The organism is Chromohalobacter sp. HP20-39, assembly GCF_033052815.1.
GTDB lineage: Bacteria > Pseudomonadota > Gammaproteobacteria > Pseudomonadales > Halomonadaceae > Chromohalobacter.
The window spans coordinates 1-263 of record NZ_JAWHTP010000778.1; the positions used below are offsets into that span (position 1 = coordinate 1).

1 protein-coding gene is annotated in these 263 nt (G+C 74.5%); it reads left to right on the plus strand.

Annotation, left to right across the window (positions count from 1 at the left end; genetic code table 11):
- A partial coding sequence (locus tag RVY79_RS20075) for a sensor histidine kinase (protein ID WP_317466338.1) occupies nt 1-263 on the plus strand: 263 nt, incomplete at both ends.

Genomic DNA, 263 nt, shown 5'->3' on the forward strand with positions numbered 1-263 from the left:
GCCCACCCGGACACGCCGCTGCAGCTGGACGCCTGCAAGACCCAGCGCGCCCTGGCCCATGTGCTGAGCAATGCGGTGCAGTTTTCGTCGCCGGGCAGCCCGATCGAGATCAGCAGCCTGCACGGCGAGCTGCGCGGCCGGCCCGCTTTGGGCGTGCGCGTGGCCGACCGCGGCATCGGCATGACGCCCGAGCAGCAGGCCCGCATGTTCGAGCGCTTCTACCGCGCCGACCCGTCCGGCCACCGGCCCGGCGCCGGGCTGGG